This is a genomic window from Mesorhizobium sp. 1M-11 (assembly GCF_001303895.1).
Taxonomy (GTDB): domain Bacteria; phylum Pseudomonadota; class Alphaproteobacteria; order Rhizobiales; family Rhizobiaceae; genus Mesorhizobium.
On the sequence record NZ_LJSD01000011.1, the window covers coordinates 84,639 to 102,745 of the forward strand.

An 18,107-nucleotide genomic window follows, 5' to 3' on the forward strand; every position below is an offset into this window, starting at 1 on the left:
GCGATCCACAGCCATCGCGCGGTCTGGCAAACATCGGAAGACGCGGAGAAATGACCCACAGGCAAACCATACCGTCGGTTTCCGTGGCGGTCGTCCATGGCGACACGGTGCTTCTGGTGAAGCGGGCCAGGCCGCCTTCGAAGGGAGTCTATGCCTTTCCTGGCGGCAAGGTAGAGGCCGGCGAAAGCCTGGAAGCAGCAGCGGAACGGGAGCTTCTTGAAGAGACCGGCCTCGAGGCTGCCGATCTTCGCCCGCTGATCGAAATATTCATCGACGGTTCCGCCGAAGGCCACCCGGTCGATTATCGTCTGACGGTGTTCGGCGCCCGCTATATCGGAGGCGAAGCCAGGGCCGACGATGATGCCGAAACGGCCGCCTTCTATACTCTTGCCGAGATGGAAGCGATGCCGCTGGCCGGTTCCGTCTTTTCCGTTGCCAGGGACCTGCTGCAGCCGGAGAAAAAGCCGTTGGGCTAAGCTCAAGAACGCCTTGCAGCAGACAAATTGTTTCTTCACAAAGGCTTATGATCCGCCCATTCCTCCCTCTCTTGCTTGGCATCGCCCTATTTGTGACCGCTCCGGCGCAACCAGCCGCGGCTGCCGAAGCGCCGTTCGAGCCTGGGCTGATGCGGCTGGCGGAGGTTTTGGGATCCCTGCATTTCCTGCGCAACCTCTGCGGCGAAAAGGGAGACCAGTGGCGAGATGAGATGCAGAAGCTTCTGGATTCCGAAAATCCCGATCCGGAACGGCGGGCGCGCTTCATCGCAGCATTCAACAGGGGCTACCGTTCGTTCGGCAGCACCTACACACAGTGCACGTCTTCGGCCAGTGAGGCCATCAGCCGATACATGAAAGAGGGCGAGAAGCTCTCGCGCGACATCGCGTCGCGCTACGGCAATTAGCGAGCTGTTAACTTTTTCACCATTGTGGCAGCACAGCACCAAAGTCCTGTGGTAGGAACCTTAATGGGACATTAAAGGGACGGGTCAAGTTTGATCCTCATTTGAAGGGTCGCCGCTTGAATAAGGGTGGTAGTTGCGTATGGGACACACAGCCAGCGATATCGATGCCCTCGTCAGGGAAGAAAAGCGCCTGACCGCAGTCGAAAGCCATAGCGAAGCATGGGCCGAAGGGCTTTCTGCGGGTATCGAGCCGGATATCATCGCGGAGGCAGCACTGGAAACCGCCTTTTGCGAGATGCTGCGCGCCAATGGCGAAACCGCAGCCCTTGCCCTGCTCGACAGGATGCGTGAAAAGGTGATTGCTGGGGTGTTCGAACCCGACCAAGTGCGGCACTGAACCGACGCCCGGCGCCGACCGGCGGAATAGCCTTTCCGCCGCGCGGCGGCATACCGACCGGGCCTTGCCCGGCAGCATGGAGAGGCGGCCGGTGAAATTTTCGTCCTTCGACAGACCCCGTGGCCTGGCGTTCGGCGCTGGTTTCCTCGCGCTGACGTTTGCGATCCCTTCGATCCTGCTGACGACATCTCGGCCAGCCCTCGCGCTCAGCGAAATCAGACGCGATGACGTTCAGGTCCCCGGCAAACGTCAGCAGATGGGACCCGAGGCACCAAAACCCGGTGTCGTGCCGTTGCCGGATCCGATCCAGACCGTTCCGCCAGCCCAAAAGACAACACCACCGGGGCAGGACGAGCCCGAGCAGGTCGAACCTGCCAAGCCCGGAGAAGGCAGTGGTAATCTCGCCCGGCCCCAGATCGATCCCACTGCGTCGTTGCCACCTGTGCAGTACGATCTCGCGAAACTGCCGGAACCGGTACGGCGCATGCGCGAACTGATCATCGAGGCCTGCAAGACCGGCGACATTGAGAAGCTTCGCCCGCTGATCGGTACCGGCGATTCGCTCACGCAGCTTTCGCTGACCGACATCGAGGGCGACTCGATCGCCTTCCTCAAAGGTTTGTCTGGCGACACCGAGGGCCAGGAAATCCTGGCTATCCTGCAGGAAGTTCTGGACGCGGGTTATGTGCAACTGGACCCAGGCACGCCGCAGGAACTTTACGTCTGGCCTTATTTCTTCGCCTATCCGTTGGCCAAGCTCGATGCCAAGCAGCGGGTGGAGCTCTTCAAGATCGTCACCGCCGGCGACTATGAGGACATGAAGCAGTACGGCACCTACATCTTCTATCGGGTGGGGATCACCCCGCAGGGCCGCTGGACCTTCTTCGTGGCAGGCGATTGAGCAAAGCCTCCCCTCTGTAACCGCAGCGACTGCGGTAACACTCATCGCGAGACGCGGTGACGATACAGCCAGAAGACGAGACGAACGGTCCCGCCAAACACAGCTAGGCGACAACAGCTTCCGAGAATTCGACCGTCCTGCCCTGCGACGGCGTGACAATCTCGCCTTCCCACATGACGCGGGTGCCCCGAATGATCGTGCCTACCGGCCAGCCGGTGACTTCCCTGCCGTCGTAAGGCGTCCAGCCGGCGCGCGAGCCCGCCTGGGCGTTGGTGATGGTTTCGCGTCGCTTCATGTCCACGACCGTGAAATCGGCATCGTAGCCGGCGGCTATGCGCCCCTTGCGCGCCATGCCGAAGATGCGGTTCGGGCCGTGGCTGGAGAGATCGACGAAGCGCTCCAAGGTGAGCCGGCCGGCATTGACGTGATCCAGCATGATCGGAACCAGCGTTTGCACGCCGGTCATACCTGACGGCGAGGCCGGATAGGGTTTTGCCTTCTCGGCCAACGTATGCGGCGCATGATCGGAGCCCAGTACATCGACAACCCCTTGGCTTATGCCGTGCCAGATGCCGTCGCGGTGGCGCGCGGCGCGCACCGGCGGATTCATCTGCAGAAGGGTGCCAAGGCGTGCATAATCATCCGAACTCATCGTCAGATGGTGCGGTGTCGCCTCGCAGGTGGCGACATCCTTGTGCTGTTCGAGGAAAGCGATCTCTTCCGCGGTAGAGATGTGAAGAACATGGATGCGCGCGCGGGTCTGGCGGGCGATCCGCACGAGGCGCTCCGTACACTGGAGGGCCGCGATTTCGTCGCGCCATATCGGGTGCGAAGACGGATCGTTCTCGATTCGCATGCCGAGGCGCTCGCGTAGGCGAAATTCGTCTTCCGAGTGGAACGCCGCGCGGCGGCGCGTATTGCGCAGGATGGAGGCTACGCCTTCGTCGTCCTCAACCAGCAAATCGCCGGTGGACGAGCCCATGAACACCTTGATGCCGGCAGCGCCCGGTAACCGCTCCAGTTCGGCAACGTCGCCGGCATTGTCGCGCGTACCGCCGACCCAGAAGGCGAAGTCGCAATGCATGCGTCCCGTGGCTCGCCTGACCTTGTCGACGAGCGTAGCCTCACTGGTGGTCAGTGGATTGGTGTTGGGCATTTCGAAGACGGCGGTCACGCCACCCAGAACCGCAGCACGGGAACCGGTCTCGAGATCTTCCTTGTGCTCGAGGCCCGGTTCACGGAAGTGAACCTGGCTGTCGACAACCCCCGGCAGCACATGCAGGCCACTGCAATCAACGGTCTTCCCCGCGGAAGCGGCAGCAAGGTCGCCGATTGCGGCGATCCTGCCGCCATTCACGCCAATGTCGCGCTGGCCGATGCCATCATGATTGACGACAATGCCGCCCTTGAGGATGAGGTCATAGGTCACTGCCATCCGCTCCGGCCCTTGTGTGGGAATTGCCTGCGGCTTACGTAATGGCTCTTCGAAATGCAAGATCAGGCCCATGCCGACAACCCTTCTCGCTGACCGCGCCCTTGTCTCCGTTTCCGGCCTTGAAGCCGAACACTTCCTGCAAAATATCCTGACCGTCGATCTCGACGTGCTTGGTCAAGGCGAAGCCAAACCGGGCGCGCTGCTGGCGCCGCAAGGCAAGATCCTGTTCGATTTCCTGGTCTCCCGCGTCGGCGAAGATGCCTTTCGGCTGGAATGCCGCGCCGATATCGCCGACGATTTCATCAAGCGGCTGATGTTCTACCGGCTGCGCGCCAAGGTCGATATTTCCAAGCAGGAACAGGACGTTGTTGCCGTTTCGTGGCAGGCTGATTCAACCGCTTCGCAAAATGATTCAAGCACCGGCGTATACGACCGCCGCTTCAACCTTCCCGTGATCCGCTTCTACGAAACGCCATTGCCCGCCGCAGATGCCACGCTGGCTGACTGGGATGCCTTCCGCCTTTCACAGGGTGTGGCCGAAAGCGGTCCGGACTACGCGCTGAACGACGCCTTTCCGCATGATGTGCTGCTCGACCAATTGGACGGCATCGGCTTCAAGAAAGGCTGCTTCATTGGCCAGGAAGTGGTTTCGCGCATGCAACATCGCGGTACAGCTCGCCGACGCGTGCTGCTGGTGGAGGCTGCCGGTGCCCTGCCCGCCTCGGGCACGGAGTTGACGGTCGGCGGCCGCCCCGTCGGTACGCTCGGCTCAGTGTCAGGCACACGCGGCCTGGCCATTGCCCGTATCGACCGCGTCAAGGCGGCGATGGACGCCAGCCAGGAAATCAGCGCTGGCGGTGTCGCCGTATCGCTCTCCATTCCCGGTTGGGCACGCTTCACCTTCCCTGAGGCCGCCAGCGCGGAAGACGCCTGATGGCGGACCGTATCGGCGCGCCGCCGCGAGCCTGGCAGCGCATGCTGTCGGGACGAAGGCTCGACCTGCTCGACCCTTCCCCACTCGACATCGAGATCGGCGATATCGCGCATGGCCTTGCCCGCGTCGCGCGCTGGAATGGCCAGACCTCCGGGGATCATGCCTTTTCGGTGGCTCAACACTCACTGCTGGTCGAAGAGATTTTCCGCACCATCGTTCCGTCAGCGCCACCGGCTGCACAACTGACGGCGTTGCTGCACGATGCGCCTGAATATGTCATCGGCGACATGATCTCGCCGTTCAAATCCGTGGTGGGCGGCGGCTACAAAACCTGCGAGGAACGGCTGCAGCATGCCATTCATCTGCGCTACGGATTGCCGGCTTCGATAGGTCAGGGCCTGAAGAAGGATATCAAGCGCGCCGACCAGATCGCCGCCTATTTCGAGGCGACAACGCTGGCCGGCTTTGGGTTGGCGGAGGCAGCGGAGTTCTTCGGCCGCCCCCGCGGATTTTCCACCGACCAGTTCGACCTCACGCCCAAGCCAGCGCGACAGGTGGAAAAGGCGTTCATGGCCCGCTTCCACAAGATCGAAGCCGATTTGCGGTAGGGCAATTCCAGGAAAAAGTGTGCAACGGTTTTCCGTCCGGAATTGCGAAAAAACAAAAAGTTAGAGCGTTTCCGCGTTTCCGTGAAAAACGGAAACGCTCTAGATTCAGCCTTCCACGAAGCGCAAGCCGACCACGCCGACAATGATAAGCGCGATACAACCGACTCTGAGTGGTGTGGCCGGATCGCCGAACAGCACCATGCCGAGGGTCGCGATGCCAACCGCACCGATACCTGTCCACACAGCGTAAGCAGTGCCTGCCGGCAGGTGGCGCATGGCGAAAGTCAGGACGAAGACGCTGAGCAGCGCGAAGAAAATGCCGCCGACACTCGGCCAGAACCGCGTCCAGCCCTCGGCATATTTCAGCGAAACCCCCATCGCGATTTCGATGACGCTCGCTACAAGAAGCAGCAACCAAGCCATTCCGGCCCTCCTTTGATATTCAGATGCGAGCTCATGTGTGTTAATAGGAACCAAAGAGCAATTACGCACCTTTTGGTGCCTATAGGTTTTTAATGGCTGCGCCAAATGTTTATGATTCTGCCTGTTCCGCGCGGGATGCGCTGGAACTGATCGCCTCGAAATGGGCGATGCTGATCTTGCCGGCTTTATCCAGAGGGCCGATGCGCAACAGCGCGCTGCTGAGGAAAATCGGTGGTATTTCGCAGAAGATGCTGACGCAGACGCTAAAGGACCTGGAACGCAACGGACTGGTGATCCGGCAGGACATGCAAACCGTGCCGCCGCATGTCGAATACAGGCTAAGCGCTCTCGGCAACTCGCTCAGCGAAGCGCTGATCACGCTTGACCGCTGGGCGGAGCGTCATTCGAGTGATCTCGATGCCGCACGCGAGCGCTTCGACGCCGACCACCGGGCACGAACAGAAACCGCCTAGCGCCCTTGCCGCTCAAGGCTGTCGAGGAACCATTGTGTCAGCCGCACCCAGACCTCGTCTTTCTCGCCGGTGTCTTCGCAGCCATGGTCGAGATTCGGGTTGTCGTTGACCTCGATGACGAAGACCCCATCCTTGGTTTCTTTCAAGTCGACGCCATAGAGGCCATCACCGATACACCGAGCGGCCTTCACTGCCGTCTGCACCGCATGTGCCGGTGCATCCTTCAGGGTAAAGGTCTTGAAACCACCCTCGTCGGGCTTGCCGGCGCGGTCGTGATTGACGATCTGCCAGTGCTGCTTGGCCATCAGATACTGCACGGCAAACAGCGGCTCGCCGCCCAGCACGCCAATACGCCAGTCATAGTCGGTCGGGATGAACTTCTGCGCGACGAGCAGGTCGGAATCCTCCAGCCAGTCCGTCGCCAGCTTCTTCAACTCACCGAAATCCTTGCATTTCTTGACGCCACGCGAGAACGCGCTGTCGGGTATTTTGAGGACCAGCGGAAAACCAAGCGTGTCGGCAGCCACTTCCAGGTCAGACGGGCCGGCGATCATCACGGTGGGCGGCACCGGCACGTCGTTGAAAGCCATCAACTCGTTCAGATAGACCTTGTTGGTGCAGCGGATCATCGACAGAGGATCGTCGATCACCGGCATGCCCTCCTGCTGGGCACGGCGCGCGAAGCGGTAGGTGTGATTAGAAATCGACGTGGTCTCGCGGATGAACAGCGCGTCGTAGTTGGCGACCTTGGCCAGATCTTTCTTTGTGATCGGCTCGACCTCCACGCCCATCTTTTCGGCGATGCGGGCCCAATAGCGCAGCGAAGAGATCGCCGAGGGCGGCAGCTGCTCATGCGGATCGACGAGCGTTGCGAAAGTGTAGCGTGCCGGAGTGCGTGCCTTGCTGTCGCGCCATTCGCGGCCGGTGTAGACATCGAGGCATTCAAGGAAGCGTTTTTCCTCCTCTTCCGTCATACGTGCCAACGGGTAGAAGCCTATCTTGCGGATCGTCGCCCACTCGCCCGCGTCGGTTACCGCCACCTCCAGTGCCGGCGCCCGGAACCAATCGAACAGGAGCTTGGCAAAACGATCCCAGGCCTTGCCGGGACCGATGCCGAAGAAGATGTGTACCTTGGCCGGGAAGGCGCCGCCGAGATCCTTGCGGCACTTGTTCAATGCCAGTTCCAGCTCCGGCAGCGCATGCTCATAGAGCTTGCGCTCGGAGAGATCGATCATCGTCTCGACGGTCGGGATAACCTTGTGGCCGCGCGAGCTCGCCAGCAGCGAGGCGTAGTAGCCGCGGCTCTGGTAGTCATAGCGGTTGGAAAGGTTGATGACCTTCGGGCGCTGGCCGCGGAACAGGGCCGGATGGGCTAGATAGTCCCGGTTGGTGATGACCTTGTGCGGTGTCGCCACCTGGTCGAGATCGTTCTGCCTGCCGGTGAGGATGACCCAGGTCATTGTTTCTCGCGCGCTCCAAGTATGATGGCGGCGCGCAGTCCGTCGCGACCGAACTGCGCCATGGAAATGAAGATGTCGTAAGGCACCGGAATGTTGGCGGCATCCGCCTGCGTTTCTTCCCGCTCGTCTTCGACCCATGGGTCGTGGATGAGGATATGGTCGCCGTCGTCGCCAATGGCCAGAACCCAGTGAGGGACCTTCTTGCCGAACATCAGGAAGCCGCTGATCAGGACCACGACCAACCTGCCGGCAGCGATCGCCGCGCGGACATCGTCGATGGAAAAGGCACTGTACTGCACCGGAATGCCGTATTCCCTGGCACGGCGCTGGAAATCGATCTGCGCCAATTCCATGACCCGGCGCTTCTCGGCGCTGCGCACCGACTGCAGGAACAGCGGCCCGTCGAACGAGACAAAAATCTCGGCTGAAAGCCCGTATTCGTAAGCCGCCACCGCCAACCCGAACGGCTCACAGCCACCGGGACCAGACATCATGAAGACAGTGGTTGCTTCCCGCCACAACCGCACTTCCATGACCGGATCGGGCCGAAATCCGGTGTCGAAATGCGCCATCGTCATCATCAGACAGCAAGGACCACAGGTGAAATCGCAGGTCTGCTCGTAAAACGGCACGGAAGTTGCCACCTGCACATGGCCACGCAGCATCTTTTCGTAGCGCAACGCCGCCGCGCCATCCTCATAGTAGTCGCTTTCACGACCGATCTTGCGATAACCCGCTTGTTCATAGATGCGGATGGCGCGCGAATTGTCCTCGCGCACTTCCAGACGCAGCATCATACGATCGTGCTCGAAGGCGGTGTCCTCCGCTGCTTCCAGCAGCAGGCGACCGATGCCTAACCCGCCGAAACCAGGGTCGGTAGCCAGCGAATAGAGCCGTGCCACGCGGCTGCCCTTGCGAAACAGGATGATCGCATAGCCTGCGATCTTGCCATCGCTTTCAGCGATCAGCGTCTCGGCGGTTTCGCGTTCGATGAACTGGCGGAAGGATCGGCGCGATATCCGGTCAGTTGCAAAGACGGCGTTTTCGATGGCGGCGAGAACATCGACGTCGGAGGTGCGGGCCGTGCGGACTTCGGCAGGCATGAAGGCTTGAAAAACCTCAGTACGTGGCAGGAAAGGAGCCTATCGAAACGTCGATCACGCCGACGGGAAAGCCGACGCATGGCCAGCGTTTCGCGCTTCGATTTCGGCTGAATTGTGACCGATTCGACCTGCTTGCCAAGACGTCGAATACTTCCTTTTTCTGGATGCGGCTCGCGCCGAAAGCGGAATTCGGCCGACCATCCAGAGCAGGTATGCGCTCGAGCGCTCAGCATGCCAAACAGGAAAATCTAGACCGGACTTTGCTGCCGGCTGCAGCTGTGCAACCAAAGGCCATGATCAGCTGTGGTCGACACTCCCGCCCCTGGCCGAAATGGCTCGGCTGGTTCGGCATTGCCGTTCTGGTTGCCGCCATTCCAGGTGCATTGGCTGCTGTGACGGCGCCGGCGAACGAATACAAAGCCTGGGGGGTGGATGCACTCGATTGTGACGGGCCGATCTCGGTTTTTCTGTTCGCGATCCCCACCCTGCTCATCTACGGCGCCGGTGCAGCAATGAACGGCTACTATTTTCGAAATCAGTTGAATCTGGTGCTCGCCGTCCTCTGCGCGCTGGCCTGCATGCCCATTGCCGCCAATATGGCCGGAGCTGTCGGGGAACAAATGCGAGCGGAGCGCGATCCTCTGATCTGCCAATAGATCCGGACGTGTTGGCGGGCTCGCTCAGACCTTGCTTTCAGCGCCTTCGATCAACTGGCGATAGGCATTGCGGGCCACGATCGCGAGCCGTTCCTGCGGCAACGCGCCGACAACAGCGCAGCCATAGCCCTTGTCGAGCCAGTACACAGCCGTTGGACCATTCCTTTCGGCATAGGTACCCTTGGCATAGCTGCCCGATTCCGAGGTCACGAAGAGCGAGATGCGGTTGCCCTCGGCATCCTCGTAGAGCAGCATCGCCGCCTTGCCCGTGCCGGCCGGCAGCAATCTACCTCCGACCAGCTGGAAGCCGTCAGCGGTCAGATCCGGCGTTACCAGCCGCAGCCCAATCCGCGCCGACAACCAACTGCGCATATGTTCCCCGTCCGCGGCCGGCACCTCGACAGCATGACGCTTCTCGGCTGCATAGACGACGTAGGCTGCAACGGCTTCCTCGGCGAACCGGTCCGCCACAGCATCTTCCGTGCCAATGCCGCGCGTCCCGGCGACGTAACCGCCGGCAGCGCCTGTCGCCAATAGAACCGCAGCCGCAGCAGCCTGCCACCAGCGGGAACGTTGCAGCATTCGCGTGCCGGGATCGCCGACAACCAACTTGGTGAAACGCGCCGGAACCGGCTCATCAAGGGCATCTGCCAAGGCGAGGCGCAGTGCTTCCCGATCCGTGCCGAAACGGTTGTTCCTGGCCTTCATCTCAGGGTTGGCCTCGAGCCACGCCTCGAAAGCGGCGCGCTCCTCGTCGGGCAGCTCGCCGTCGAGTGCCAGATGGATGTCCCGTTCGGTGAAGTCGCGCGCGGTCATTTCTCGACCACTTTCAGCGAACGGCGTCGCGCACGGTCATCGAGCAGAGCCCGCAAATCCTCCCGGCCGCGCGAAATCCGTGACATCAGCGTGCCTGCGGGGATACCCAGAATATTGGCCGCCTCGGCATAAGAGAAGCCTTCGATGGCAACGGTCACGATCGCCGCCCGACGCTCGGGAGCGATCGCCTGCAAGGCGTCGAGGATTTCCCGTGAGGCAATGTTTTCGACCTGGACCGAAGGAACCGCCAGCGCCTCATCGCCATCCAATGGCAGCATCGCCATTTCGCCGCGGCGGCTCACCTTGCGCATCTGGTCGATGAAAAGGTGGTGCATGATCGTGAACAGCCATTTCCTCGGGCTTTCGCCGGTTTGCCAGTTATCCAGCCTGGCCAGAGCACGCTCGAGACAATCCTGGACAAGGTCGTCCGCGGAATCGCGATCGCGCAGAAGCGCACGCGCGTAGCGGCGCAAGCGCGGGATCTCGCCGAGGATCGCAGCCTTCCTGTCGTCCATGGGTGGCGGTTCGCCAATCTTTCCCGTTGCCCCGGCGATTGAACGCGCCTTCGCCGGCTAGCGCAAGCCGCGCCATACCCGCTTGTTGCCTTCAAGAGCAGAACGAAGCCAACTTAGGGATTATTCCCGAGCCAATTGCGAGGATTGCAAAAAATGACGCCGCCGGCCCGTGGAGCCAGCGGCGTTGAAGAGACCGAATGTCAGGCGATATCAGAAGCGGTAATTGACCCCCATCTTGACGGTGTGGCTCTTCAGATCGTCCGAGCGCTTGGAGCCATTGCGCAACGTGTAGTCGACGTCACCATAGTTCACATAGTTGTATTCGACCTTGGCCGAGATGTTGCCGGCAAATGCTTGCTCGATACCACCGCCGAGCAGGTAGCCACCTTCCCACTTGTCTCCCGAAGCGACGGTGCCGCCCGGCTTGACCTTGGTCATTGAATAGCCGGCGGTGCCATAGACCAGCGTCTTGTCGAAGGAGACGCCGGCGCGAACCTTGGCAGCACCGGTCCAGGTGCGCTTCAGCTCGGCACCATCGTCCAGCCTGTGCTTGGTTCCCTTGGAGTAAGAGCCGTCAAGTTCTGCACCGTAGACGAACGCACCACTCTGGAGGTTGGTGCCAAGCTGGCCACCGAACTGCCAGCCGCTCTTGCTGGAGAACGGGTTGGGAAAGCCCGAGGATGACGTACCCAACTGGCCGCCGACATAGCTGCCCGACCAATTGTAGGCCGGGTCCGAATAGGCCCGGTCCGATACGAAATCGGCCGCCATGACCGGCATGGCGAAAGGTGCAAGGCCAGCGAACATGACGAGAAACAGATTTCGCTTGGACATGATGTTTAGCTCCGAAAATGAATGAGCTGCGGAGCATTTAGCTCCGCAGCCCGTTGACGGGGCTTACGGCCGGTCGGCGACTGGGGAAGCAATCCGCCGGCCGGGCCCCGTGCACCAGCGTGCTGGTTGCATGGGCACAATGGCCGCCATGGATTACGTCAACATTGCGCAAAATTTAGCGAAAACAAATATTTATGGGTAACCTTTCAGTAAGATTCCTTAAGCATTTCTGAATCCGGTTAACCCTGTCTCGGCGCACGCGACAGCAGCCGCTGGTAGAACAGGCCAATGCCGATGAGCACGGCGCCAAGGCCGATGAAGGAGAGCGCACGCAGCACACCTTCGAGTTCCGACATGTCGAACAGGAAGACCTTCAGCACGGCGATCGCGATCAACGCCGCAGAAGCGATGCGCAGCACATACGAGCTGAAGCGAACGCCGACCACCAGCAGCACCACGCCGAGCAACAACCACAGCGCAGAATAGCTGTAGGTCTCGACCTGCTCCATGCCGCTCCACAGGCCGATGAACTCGCCCTTGAAGAACCGTCGCACCGACAGGGTCGCAAAGGCGAAGGCAAGCAAAGCCCCCATCAAGGCAAGCATGGCGGAATACCACTTCGGGCGCTTGCCGCGCGCATAATAAGCCAATGCCCCTGCAGCGGCGGCCGGCAGCAGATAGGCCAGGAAAAGCAGGTTGAACACCGGAATCCGGCCGGTCGATTCGTCGGTGAACAGCGGGTTGAGGATGATGAAATGCTGGCTGACGATGGTAAGCGCCGACACGACGCCTGCAATCAGTGAGCCATAGCGCAGAACCGAACTCGGTGAGCGCATGTCGATGCTGATCAGGATGGCGCCGGCGCCGAGCGTTATCAGCGTGTAGATCGCCTGCTCGGCGAGCGAGACATGTCCGTCGTCGATGACGCCGCCATGCATGGCATGACGCACCAGCATGGCGACGCCAAGCAAGGCAAACAGTGCCGCTCCGGCTTCCATCACAAGGCGTGGACGGCCATTGGTGGTGCGCGCCAGTTGCCACGCGGCAAACCCGAATGCGACTGCCGGCACGCCATAACCAGGCAACAGCCAGTTGAAGACTGGGGTCCGGGACAGAAACTCCGCACCGACGATGGTCGGATCGAAGGCGATGCGGGCAAGAACGGCCACGACCGCACCAGCCGCGAGCCAACCAAGAACAGGATAGCTGCGCCAACGTGTGGCCAAGGCTGGCACGACGGCCGCTGCGCCCAACAGAACGGTGGTCAGGCCCGAGCCGAAGGCCATGTGCAGCATCAGAATGGCAGCGAGCCCTGCCCCTGCCAGTGCAAAGGAAACAGCCAAACCACCCGTGAGTGGAGGCTCTTCGGCCCGCGCGATCCATTCACCGCCAGCCACCAGAACGGCAAGCAACAGCAAAGTGACTGCCGCGTAGACGAAGTCCCGATCGATATCGCCGAAGGTCACCCAAAGCGCCAGCACGATCACAAGGGGTACGACCGCAGCCCATGCCGCCCAGGAGGCCGACTGGGCGAGGCTTGATGCGATATGCCGCCTGGCGCTCCACAGGCCCGCACCCAAGAATAGCAGACCAAGCACGACGCCAATACGGATCATCGCAGCGTCGGCCCCGACGGTTACGGGCACGGTGTCGATCGTCGCATAACCTGAAAGATCGATGGACATCTCGGCCAATGGCGTGACCTTGAGATAGGCAAAGACAGTCGCCAGGGCGGCACCATAAAGAACAGGCAAGGCCCGCGGTCGAAACAAAGCTGTGCCGATCATCGCCGCGACGATAGCGGCTGCCGGCCAGGCGCCACCAATGTCGGCGAAACGAGGCTCGGCGAACAACAGCAACGTTGCCACCGCTACGAAGATCGCTGGAGCGATCGAAGTCAGATCGAAGCCCACTCGTATCTCAGCCGGACCTGGTTCGTTGCCGAGCCAGACAAGGCCAAGAACGGCCAATACAATGAGGTTGATAAAGACAAGGACGCCGAAGCCAGGCATTGGCGCCTCGACCATGTAGAGCACGATCCACAAACCGACACCGGCAAAGGCAGCCGCCATCAGCAGCGACCATCTCCGGATGCGCGCAATGAAGCCAGTCGCAGCGAGAACGATCGCCAGATAGCCGAACAGAGCCCATGGATTGGGCGATTGGGAGGCGACGAGCATCGGCGTTGCCAGGGCGCCAAGCAGCCCGACGCCGGCAAGAGCCTGGCCATGCACGAGCGCGGCTGCAATTGTCGCGATACCGATCAGCCCAAGCAATGTAAAAGCCATCGCAGGGCCGATGAAGCCATAGATGCCATGCGCGGCATAAACGGTACCGAACAATGTGAAGGCGCCAGCGGCGGTCAGGATCGCCGGGATATAGGCACCGGCGGCACCTTCTGTTGGCACCTTGAAGCCGGTACGGCGGATGAATTCGCCGGCACCAGTCAGAACAAGGCCAAGGATCGCCGCCATGGCGAGCCGCACACCCGGCCCGAATATGCCCGCCTCGATGCTGTAACGCACCAGAAAAAGGCCGCCCAAGGCGAGTGCGACGCCACCGACCCATACTGCCCAGCGTGTGCCGAGCGCAGTTTCGATGTCCGGTTTCTTCGTCTGTTCTTCCGGGTTCGCGGCGCCGTCTTCTCTCGTCGGCTCGGAAACCGTTTCCTCATCCCGAATTGCAGCTGGGCTTCCCCACGGACCAGATGCCGCATTTTCCTGCACATCTTCCGGTTCGGAGGTCTGAGGACCACCGTCCGGCCTGCCCTCGAGCAAAGCCTCACTCGAGGTCAATGGCGATGGCTCAGCCGCAAGCGCCTCGGCCGATTTCAACGCAGATTCTGCATCCCCCGGCACAACCAGCTTGCGCAGCTTACCGAGCTCGCGTTCAATCCTGGCAAGCTGTGAACGCTGGCGAGCCACGATGACAAGCAACACGACAAAACCGACAATGCTGAAAATATCCACCGTGGCATCCCCCTGAGGCCGCGTTATCCTGTCGCTCGAATACGCCTATCGGGCAGCCAGATTGGCCACCGAAAAGATCGAACAGGTCTCGGTACCGAAGGCCAGCAGCCTGCCGGCGCTGTCCTTCATGGTCGCTTCCGATACGGCCAATGTGCGGCCCTTGTGCATGATCTTGCCCTCGCATACCACCTCGCCGGTGTTCGGCGTGATCGGGCGCATGAGATTGACCTTGAATTCCGCCGTCGCGTAAGCCTCGCCTTTGGCAAGCAAAGTCTGTACCACGCAGCCGAGCGCCGAATCGAGCAAGGTCGCCGCCCAGCCGCCATGGACCCCACCCATCGGGTTGAGGTGCTTTTCGTTGGGCATGCCGCGAAAGACGACGCGCCCCTCCTCCGCCTCGGTAAGGGCAAAACTCAGTTGGTAGGCCATAGGCGGCGCTGGATAGCGGCCGTCGATGACACGACGCAGCAGCTCAAGCCCCGTATGGGTCAGCATGTCGGCATGCGGAATGGTGCCAACGCCCATGGGCGAAATCCGGCCGGGATAGAGTTCAACGGCACTCATGCGGCGGTATCTCCCTTGGAGGTGCCATGAACAGCGTGATGCTTCCGCAAAGCGGCAATGAAGCCGGAGCGGGCATCGGGCGGTTCGACACCACGCGGTTCGTAGACATGGCGGGCGAAAAAGAAAGAGGTCAGGCGGAAGGCCTGCTCAACCGCGACAAGATCCGCGTTCAGCCCGGCGCCACGCTGCAGAAAAGTGGGTAGCGCCAGCATCTTGTCGTGCCAGGGCGCACCAGCTTCACGCGAAACCGCCCTGCCCGACTTCGGCGAGACATAGGCCAGGTTCTCTTTCGTTCCGGTCGCGGCACATTCGGAAAGGTCGAGACCGAAACCCAGTTCATCAAGAATCATGAGTTCAAATCGCGCAACCAGCCCTCCGGCAACCTCGGCATCCTCCAGATGCGCTATGATGAGCGAAAGCGTTTCATAGAGCGCATCGTGCGGATCGCGCTCCGGCAGAAGCCGGAGATTCGCCGCCAACAGCTGCAGGCCGTAGACGGCGACAGCGCTGTCCATCAGCCGCGCGGCATTCATTTCGATGGCTTCAACCTGAAAGGTTCCGAGATGCTCGTCGAGCCGGGCGTGCCAGATCAGGTCGACCCGGTTGCCTGCCTGCAGCACCGGCTGCATCTTGCGCGCGCGACCGCCGCGCACCAAGCCGAGATGCCGGCCATGCGCGCGCGTCATCACCTCGAGGATGGCGCTGGTTTCGCCATGCTTGCGGGTGCCGAGTATGATTCCCTCGTCGCGCCATTCCATGGCGGGAGATTTGACGGCTTCGGCCGCGAAATCAAGAAGGAGGCGGACGCCCCATGAGGCCTCACATCAAAACAAACGGCCCGCGGCGAATGCCGCGGACCGCAGAAATCGACTGGAGGTCGATTAGAAGTTGCGCTGGAAGCGGACGATACCGCCGACGCTGTTCTTCGAGTCGGCGCGGGTCCAGCTGCCGAGATAGTCAGCCTTGCCGAACCTGCCCTCGTGAACGAAGTTCACTTCAGGCGTGATCACGAAGCCCGGAACGATCTCGTAAGCAACGTTGGCTGCGAGAGCGAGAGTACGGTTATCGTCATACGAGACCTGAGCGTTGAACTTGGTCTTGGAGTCGAACTTGTAGGTGCCGCCGCCCCAGACAGCCCAGTTGCCGCCCCAAGGCTTGTACTGGTTGCGATCGATGTTGTCGTCGGAGCCATAACCAGCCATGACGAAGAGAGTGAGTTCGCTGGTCGCGTTCACGTCGAGGCGGACCTTGCCGGCCCATTCTTCGTAGGCGCTGTTGTAGGCGGCGACGCCGGTGATCGAACCCCAGTCGCCCTTGTACTTCAGACCGCCAACCACATGCGGGACGTAGCTGTCGATGGTGTTGTTGTCCGCAAGCCAGGTGTCACCCACGCGCCTAACACGCGAATAGCTGCCCGAACCCTGTTCCAGCGACACGATCGCCGAGAAACCGTTGCCGGCCTCGAAGGTGTAGCTGATCAGGTTGGTGTCCTTGCCACCGTAGGGAATCAGCGTGTCCTGGATGACGTTGCCGGCGTAGCCGATGAACGAATCGAATGCCGTTTCGTCCTTACCAACGCGCAGACCACCGAGCTGGATCCAGGCGAAGTTCAGCGAAACCGACTTGTTCACGGCGTCACCGTTGGTGTTGGTGTTGCCGAACTGGAAACGGGTTTCGGTGAAGGTCTTTAGGGTGCCGAGCTCGGTTTCCTGGCCGGTCCAGGTCCTGAGCGCGAAACGCGCGTTCTTGTAGTAGGTATCTTGCTGGTCGCCGTCGAGACGGTCGGTGGCCGTCGAGCCATCGAGCGAGCCACGGTCGCCGAAGCCGGCATCGTAGCGGATGTAACCGCCAACGCGCAGGCAGGTCTCGGTGCCCGGGATATAGAAATAGCCGGCACCGTAGACGTCGCAGATCTTGACGTATTCAGCGGGTTCTGGCTCGGCGACCACAACAGCGTCGGCGGCGCGAGCGCCGGAAACTGCGAGCAGAGCCGCAGCCGAGCCGAGAAGGAGGCTCTTGATGTTCATTTTTGACCTCTCCAGTCAATTTCAAAAATATGTTTTCAGATTTCTGGCTGAGGGCCATTGCCACCAACCGCCACTTGAAAGACGACGCCTGAGCACCCCTTTCGGCCGGGACAATACGCATCGCATTTTCGCTTTCAACGAATATTGCAGCGCACAATACCAAGGAGGAGAACTTGACTCCGGCTTGTTGTATATTTGCCACTAAATCATTGATTTTAAACGAGTTTTGGCACAAACGACACATCGACAGAAAACTGTCATAAAAGTTCGATTGTTTGCCGATGACAATTTATGCGGCTAACAAAAATCAGTGGATCGAAACGCTGAAAAATCTGCGGTCAGCCGGCTTGGACAGGTTTGTCCACCCTCGCAGAAAAGGCTTCGGCAGCACGGATGACATCTTGCGCGCGATCCTTGACCAGCAGTGCGATCGGGGCCTCGCCGTCGAACTCCGATGTCGCCCGCACGAGCCATGACCAGGTCGCTCTCGGATGACCGATCAGCGCGAGCACTTCACGAATCCCGGACACCGGCCGGCCATCAACAAACTGGGCAAGCGGGAAAACATGTTTCCTGCCGCCCGTGCGCAATGCGATTACCTCGCCACGCCGCTGCCAGCGGTGCAAGGTCGAGCGCGGAATACGCAGCGCCTCCTCAAGATGGGTCGAACCAGCCACCTGCCCGGCCCATTCTTCGATCAGGACGGAAGCCAGGCCATTGCGCTGCGCTGAAAGCCCAAAATCGGATTCGGTTGGAGATGCTGTCGAATCGAAACCGGGCACCGATACAGCCGTTTCCAGCGTCTGAGCGGCGTCCACGAGCAAGAGCTTGATTATTTTTGCTGCAAGCTTCGAAGGATCCTTCAACGCCGGCCCAAGCACACGGCGTTGGCGCGGCGCGAGATTGACGATGGCCGCGGCTATGCTGCCGCCAACCACCGCAGCCGGGCGGACAGCCTCCTCGCCGACCGCGCCAGCGCTGTTGCGCAAGACACGTTCAAGCTCGGCCGCTGCAAGACGTTCCAATTCGGATCGTGCGGCACCACTCGTCGCGCTGGTCAATTCATTCATTCGCATCAATCCGCCATCGCC

At 60.9% G+C, this 18,107-nt stretch carries 20 protein-coding genes; 8 read left to right on the forward strand and 12 right to left on the reverse strand.

Features of this window, described 5'->3' with window-relative positions; all coding sequences use genetic code 11:
* Positions 1 to 50 precede the first annotated feature (50 nt).
* The 4 genes from AO692_RS04125 (at position 51) to AO692_RS04140 (ending at position 2,199) form a co-directional block, all read left to right on the forward strand.
* Positions 51 to 476, forward strand: a complete 426-nt coding sequence (locus tag AO692_RS04125) for an NUDIX hydrolase (protein WP_054308774.1) — start codon at positions 51 to 53, stop codon at positions 474 to 476.
* 47 nt (positions 477 to 523) lie between these two features.
* Positions 524 to 901, forward strand: a complete 378-nt coding sequence (locus AO692_RS04130) for a TIGR02301 family protein (RefSeq protein ID WP_054308775.1) — start codon at positions 524 to 526, stop codon at positions 899 to 901.
* Between the two features lie 139 nt (positions 902 to 1,040).
* On the forward strand, positions 1,041 to 1,298 hold the full coding sequence (locus AO692_RS04135; RefSeq protein WP_054308776.1) for a hypothetical protein: 258 nt from the start codon (positions 1,041 to 1,043) through the stop codon (positions 1,296 to 1,298).
* A gap of 151 nt (positions 1,299 to 1,449) precedes the next feature.
* Entirely contained in the window at positions 1,450 to 2,199 is a 750-nt protein-coding gene (locus AO692_RS04140; protein WP_244483279.1) for a hypothetical protein, read from the forward strand.
* A 103-nt stretch (positions 2,200 to 2,302) separates the two neighbouring features.
* Here the strand turns inward: AO692_RS04140 and AO692_RS04145 are convergent, their stop codons facing one another.
* Positions 2,303 to 3,634 (reverse strand): dihydroorotase, encoded by a 1,332-nt coding sequence (locus tag AO692_RS04145; protein WP_054309432.1) that lies wholly within the window; start codon positions 3,632 to 3,634, stop codon positions 2,303 to 2,305.
* A gap of 70 nt (positions 3,635 to 3,704) precedes the next feature.
* Here AO692_RS04145 and AO692_RS04150 point away from each other — a divergent pair, with 70 nt between their 5' ends.
* Both AO692_RS04150 and AO692_RS04155 read left to right on the forward strand, forming a co-directional pair.
* Positions 3,705 to 4,568 carry a folate-binding protein YgfZ gene (locus AO692_RS04150; RefSeq protein WP_054308778.1) on the forward strand — a complete coding sequence of 288 codons (864 nt, stop codon included), beginning with the start codon at positions 3,705 to 3,707 and terminating at the stop codon, positions 4,566 to 4,568.
* The gene (locus AO692_RS04155; RefSeq protein ID WP_054308779.1) at positions 4,565 to 5,176 is read left to right on the forward strand and encodes an HD family hydrolase; all 612 of its coding nucleotides are present in this window, start codon (positions 4,565 to 4,567) and stop codon (positions 5,174 to 5,176) included. Before AO692_RS04150 ends, AO692_RS04155 begins: the two co-directional genes overlap by 4 nt.
* 105 nt (positions 5,177 to 5,281) lie before the next feature.
* Here AO692_RS04155 and AO692_RS04160 read toward each other — a convergent pair whose 3' ends face one another.
* Positions 5,282 to 5,599, reverse strand: a complete 318-nt coding sequence (locus tag AO692_RS04160; protein ID WP_054308780.1) for a multidrug efflux SMR transporter — start codon at positions 5,597 to 5,599, stop codon at positions 5,282 to 5,284.
* Positions 5,600 to 5,691: 92 nt separating this feature from the next.
* Between AO692_RS04160 and AO692_RS04165 the strand changes: the two genes are divergently transcribed.
* Positions 5,692 to 6,072, forward strand: coding sequence for a helix-turn-helix domain-containing protein (locus AO692_RS04165; RefSeq protein WP_054308781.1), 381 nt, complete (start codon positions 5,692 to 5,694; stop codon positions 6,070 to 6,072).
* Here AO692_RS04165 and AO692_RS04170 read toward each other — a convergent pair.
* On the reverse strand, positions 6,069 to 7,532 hold the full coding sequence (locus AO692_RS04170; protein ID WP_054308782.1) for a RimK family protein: 1,464 nt from the start codon (positions 7,530 to 7,532) through the stop codon (positions 6,069 to 6,071). The two genes, AO692_RS04165 and AO692_RS04170, sit on opposite strands and share 4 nt — an antisense overlap.
* A complete protein-coding gene (locus AO692_RS04175) occupies positions 7,529 to 8,635 on the reverse strand; it encodes a peptidase C39 family protein (protein ID WP_054308783.1) in 1,107 nt (368 codons plus the stop codon). The genes AO692_RS04170 and AO692_RS04175 overlap by 4 nt, the downstream gene beginning before the upstream one ends.
* A 23-nt stretch (positions 8,636 to 8,658) precedes the next feature.
* Here AO692_RS04175 and AO692_RS04180 point away from each other — a divergent pair, with 23 nt between their 5' ends.
* Positions 8,659 to 9,291 carry a hypothetical protein gene (locus AO692_RS04180; RefSeq protein ID WP_054308784.1) on the forward strand — a complete coding sequence of 211 codons (633 nt, stop codon included), beginning with the start codon at positions 8,659 to 8,661 and terminating at the stop codon, positions 9,289 to 9,291.
* A gap of 24 nt (positions 9,292 to 9,315) precedes the next feature.
* Here AO692_RS04180 and AO692_RS04185 read toward each other — a convergent pair whose 3' ends face one another.
* The 8 genes from AO692_RS04185 to AO692_RS04220 form a co-directional block, all read right to left on the reverse strand.
* On the reverse strand, positions 9,316 to 10,107 hold the full coding sequence (locus AO692_RS04185; RefSeq protein WP_054308785.1) for an anti-sigma factor: 792 nt from the start codon (positions 10,105 to 10,107) through the stop codon (positions 9,316 to 9,318).
* Positions 10,104 to 10,622, reverse strand: coding sequence for an RNA polymerase sigma factor (locus tag AO692_RS04190; RefSeq protein WP_054308786.1), 519 nt, complete (start codon positions 10,620 to 10,622; stop codon positions 10,104 to 10,106). The genes AO692_RS04185 and AO692_RS04190 overlap by 4 nt, the downstream gene beginning before the upstream one ends.
* A 210-nt stretch (positions 10,623 to 10,832) precedes the next feature.
* Positions 10,833 to 11,456 (reverse strand): outer membrane protein, encoded by a 624-nt coding sequence (locus AO692_RS04195; RefSeq protein WP_054308787.1) that lies wholly within the window; start codon positions 11,454 to 11,456, stop codon positions 10,833 to 10,835.
* 239 nt (positions 11,457 to 11,695) lie between these two features.
* The gene (locus AO692_RS04200) at positions 11,696 to 14,425 is read right to left on the reverse strand and encodes a DUF2339 domain-containing protein (protein WP_054308788.1); all 2,730 of its coding nucleotides are present in this window, start codon (positions 14,423 to 14,425) and stop codon (positions 11,696 to 11,698) included.
* 45 nt (positions 14,426 to 14,470) lie between these two features.
* Complete coding sequence (locus AO692_RS04205; RefSeq protein ID WP_054308789.1) at positions 14,471 to 14,989, reverse strand: PaaI family thioesterase; 519 nt, start codon at positions 14,987 to 14,989, stop codon at positions 14,471 to 14,473.
* Positions 14,986 to 15,747 carry a DNA repair protein RecO gene (recO, locus tag AO692_RS04210; protein WP_054308790.1) on the reverse strand — a complete coding sequence of 254 codons (762 nt, stop codon included), beginning with the start codon at positions 15,745 to 15,747 and terminating at the stop codon, positions 14,986 to 14,988. Before recO ends, AO692_RS04205 begins: the two co-directional genes overlap by 4 nt.
* 123 nt (positions 15,748 to 15,870) lie before the next feature.
* Entirely contained in the window at positions 15,871 to 17,016 is a 1,146-nt protein-coding gene (locus AO692_RS04215) for a porin (RefSeq protein ID WP_054308791.1), read from the reverse strand.
* Positions 17,017 to 17,354: 338 nt separating this feature from the next.
* Positions 17,355 to 18,086 (reverse strand): hypothetical protein, encoded by a 732-nt coding sequence (locus AO692_RS04220; RefSeq protein ID WP_054308792.1) that lies wholly within the window; start codon positions 18,084 to 18,086, stop codon positions 17,355 to 17,357.
* Positions 18,087 to 18,107: the final 21 nt, after the last annotated feature.